General features: G+C 69.3%; 2 protein-coding genes. Both read left to right on the top strand.

What is annotated here, in order from left to right:
- The coding region (locus ASD82_RS00080; protein ID WP_157599135.1) for an ATP-binding protein at positions 1-1,035 on the top strand (1,035 nt) is incomplete at its 5' end.
- On the top strand, positions 1,035-3,596 hold a 2,562-nt coding region (locus ASD82_RS00085), incomplete at its 3' end, for a two-component regulator propeller domain-containing protein (protein WP_056713620.1). The genes ASD82_RS00080 and ASD82_RS00085, both read left to right, overlap by 1 nt.

A 3,596-nucleotide genomic window follows, 5' to 3' on the forward strand; every position in this document is an offset into this window, starting at 1 on the left:
CTGCTGAGCACGCCGCTCAACCCGCTGCAGCACGACTACACCCAGGCCATGCAGCGCTCCGGCACGATGCTGCTGAAGCTGCTCAACGACGCGCTGGACCTGGCCCGCATCGAGGCCGGCCGGCTGGAGCTGGAGCCGGTGGCGTTCGAACCGCGGCAGCTGCTGGAAGAGGTGGCGCAACTGGAGCAGGGGCTGGCGCATGCGCGGGGCCTGCGCTTCGTGCTGGACGCCGCCGCCGACCTGCCGCCGCAGTTGCTCGGCGATGCGCTGCGGATCAAGCAGGTGCTGCTGAACCTCGCCAACAATGCGCTGAAATTCACCGAGCAGGGCAGTGTCACCCTGCGTGCGCAACGGATCGATGGTGGCCTGCAATTCAGCATCATCGACACCGGCCCGGGCATTCCCGAAGCGAGCCAGGCGCGCCTGTTCCAGCGCTTCGAGCAGGTCGAGGGTCCGCAGCGCCGGGCGGGCAGCGGTCTGGGCCTGGCGATCTGTCGCGAGCTGGTGGACATGATGGGCGGCAGCATCGAACTGGAATCGCGGCTCGCCCACGGCAGCACGTTCCGCGTGCGGCTGCCGCTGGCCGAGCCGCCGGCGCCGTTGCCCACGGCGGTACCGTCTTCCGACCGGTGCTACCGCCTGCTGCTGGTGGAGGACGACACCATCGTGGCGGCGGTGATCCGCGGCCTGCTGGAACGCGAACGGCACGCGGTGGTGCACGTGGTGAACGGCCTGGCCGCGCTGGCCGAGCTGGCCCAGTCCAGCTTCGATGCCGTGTTGCTGGATCTGGACCTGCCGGGCGTGGACGGTTTCCAGATCGCCCGGTTGATCCGCCAGCGCGAACACCGGCAACAGCACCTGCCGATCATTGCGGTCACCGCGCGCTCGGGCAACAAGGACGAGGCGATGGCCCGCGACGCGGGCATGGACGGTTTCCTGCACAAGCCGCTGACCGGCGAGCAGTTGAGCCAGGCGCTGGCGCGGGTGATCGGATCGACGTCGACCGCCCCCGTCGTTCCGCAGGAGACGGACTGATGCTGGCGGCCGCCTTGCTGGGCATGGCGCTGGCCCTGGGCGCGGCCGTGCCCGGCACGCCGGAGGTCGCCGCGGCCGTCGCGCCCGCGGCGAACCTGCCGGTGAACGGACTGTTGCCTACGCCGCAATTCCGCCGCTACGCCACTACCGACGGCCTGCCCAGCAGCAGCGTGTACGCCGTGGTGCAGGATCGCGACGGCGCGATCTGGTTCGGCACCAAGGGCGGCATCGCCCGTTACGACGGCGTCGACTTCAAGGTGTTCCGGCACGCCGTCGACGACCCCGGTTCGCTGTATGACAACGGCATCGCCAGCCTGCTGTTCGATCGCGACGGCACGCTGTGGGCGGCCGGTCTGGAGGCGGGGCTGAACCGCTACGACGCCGCCAGCGGCCACTTCACGCACTGGGGCAACGATCCGCATGATCCCGCCAGCCTCAGCAGCGACAAGGTCTGGTCGATGGTTGCCGACGCCGACGGCAACCTGTGGATCGGCACGGTGCGGGGCCTGGACCGCATGCGGCCGGATCATCGCGGTTTCGAGCACGTGACCAATCCCCTGCTGGGCACCGACCCGGCCGCGTTCGGGCTGGTCGCTGCGCTCTACGTCGACGCCCGCCAGCAGTTGTGGATCGGCAGCAGCCGTGGCCTGTTCCGTCGCGACATCGCCGGCAGCATGCATCGGGTTTCGCAGGCCGGCACGGCCTTGCCGATCGATGCCTGGCATATCGATGGCGACGCCGGCGAGATCCGCGTCGAAAGCACCCATGGCCTGCTGCTGGTGGGCAGCGACGACGTGGCGCGCCCGCTGGCCAGCGCCGGAGCACCCGATGGCAACGTGTTCGCCAGCGCCCGTGACCGCAGCGGGCGCCTGTGGATCGGCACCCAGCACGGACTGTTCGTGCAGATGCAGCCGTCGGCGCCGATGCTGGCGGTGACCGACCAGCCGGTGCTGCACGGCGATCTGCCCGGCACCTGGGTGTGGTCGATGCTGGTCGACCACGAGGGCGGGCTGTGGGTGACGATGCTGGACGGCGGCGTGGGCTACCTCGCGCCCGGCTGGAACGACACCAGCCGCTTCACCCATATTCCGGACGACCCGACCAGCCTGCGCGATTCGATCGTCACGGCGATGGCGCGCGGACACGATGGTCGTGTCTGGGTCGGCGAACGCTCCGGCCGCGTGGACAAGCTCGATCCGCACACCGGCAAGGTCGAGCATGTGCTGTCCGGTCTTGGCGGCGACGTGCTGGGCATGACCCAGGACCCGCAGGAGCGCCTGTGGATCGCGGTGCGTGGCGCACTTTACCGCGACACCCTGGGCCAGCCGCCGCAGCGCATCGACCCGGAAGGCCACTGGCTCAAGCATCCGCTGGAAGTGGAGCCCGGCCCGGATGGGCGCATGTACGCGCGCACGTTCGGCGAAGGTCTGTTCCGCATCGATCAGGACACCCTGGCGGTGACCCGGGTGGCGATGGACCAGCCGAACCAGCGCGTCTTGTGGGGCAGCCAGCTCACCCTGCATGGCGGCTACTTCTGGTACGCCAGCGATGGCGGCATGTTGCGCATGAGCCCCGATCGCGACCGCTTCGAGGTGATCCCCGGGGTCACCAACGACCGGGCGGTGAACGCGTTCGATTTCGACGACGGCGGCATCTGGATGGTTCGCCCCGAAGCTCTCGAACACTATCACTACCGGGACGACGCACTGGTGCTCGATCGCACCGTCGACGCCTCGCAGGGCTGGCCGTCCATCAACGTGGTCGACTTGCAGATCGATGTCATGCAGCGGATCTGGATGCTCGGTCACGACGGCTTGTGGCGGTTCGATCCGCGCACCGGCCAGTTCCGTTCATTCGGCCTGCAGAACGGCCTGGCCAACGGCGAATTCTCCCGCGGCTACGCCGTCATGCCCGACGGCAACCTGTATGCGCCGACGCTGGGCGGCGTGGCCGGCTTCAACCCCGACCGCATCCGTGACGACACCACCGTGTCACCGCTGGCGGTCACCCAGGTCAGCGTGCGTCGCGACGGCAAGCTGCAGCCACTGGCGCCGCAGCAGACGATCACCCTGGGCTGGAAGGATCGCGGCCTGTACGTGGCGACGCGGCTTTTCTCCTACGTCGATCCGGCGGCGAACCACTATCGGTTCCGCCTGCGCGGCTTCGACAGTACATGGATCGACAACGGCAACCACGGCGAGCGCGAGTTCACCGGGCTCGGCGCGGGCGACTACACGCTGGAAGTGCAGGCCGCCGGCGCCAACGGCCAGTGGGTGCACCTGGCTCATCCGCTGCAGATCCAGGTACAGGCACCGCCATGGCAGCGCTGGTGGGCGTGGCTGGGTTACGTGCTGATCGCGTTGCTGGGCATCTGGTTCGGCCTGTGGATCTGGCGGCGCCGGCTGGCGCGACGGCACCACGTGGCGATGGTGGAGCAGCAGCGGCAGATGGCCGAGGCCGCCAGCGCGGCGAAGAGCCAGTTCCTGGCCACGCTGAGTCACGAGATCCGCACGCCGATGACCGGCGTGATGGGCATGGCCGAACTGCTGCTGAGCACGCCG

Source organism: Rhodanobacter sp. Root179, assembly GCF_001428465.1.
In the GTDB taxonomy this organism is placed as follows: domain Bacteria; phylum Pseudomonadota; class Gammaproteobacteria; order Xanthomonadales; family Rhodanobacteraceae; genus Rhodanobacter.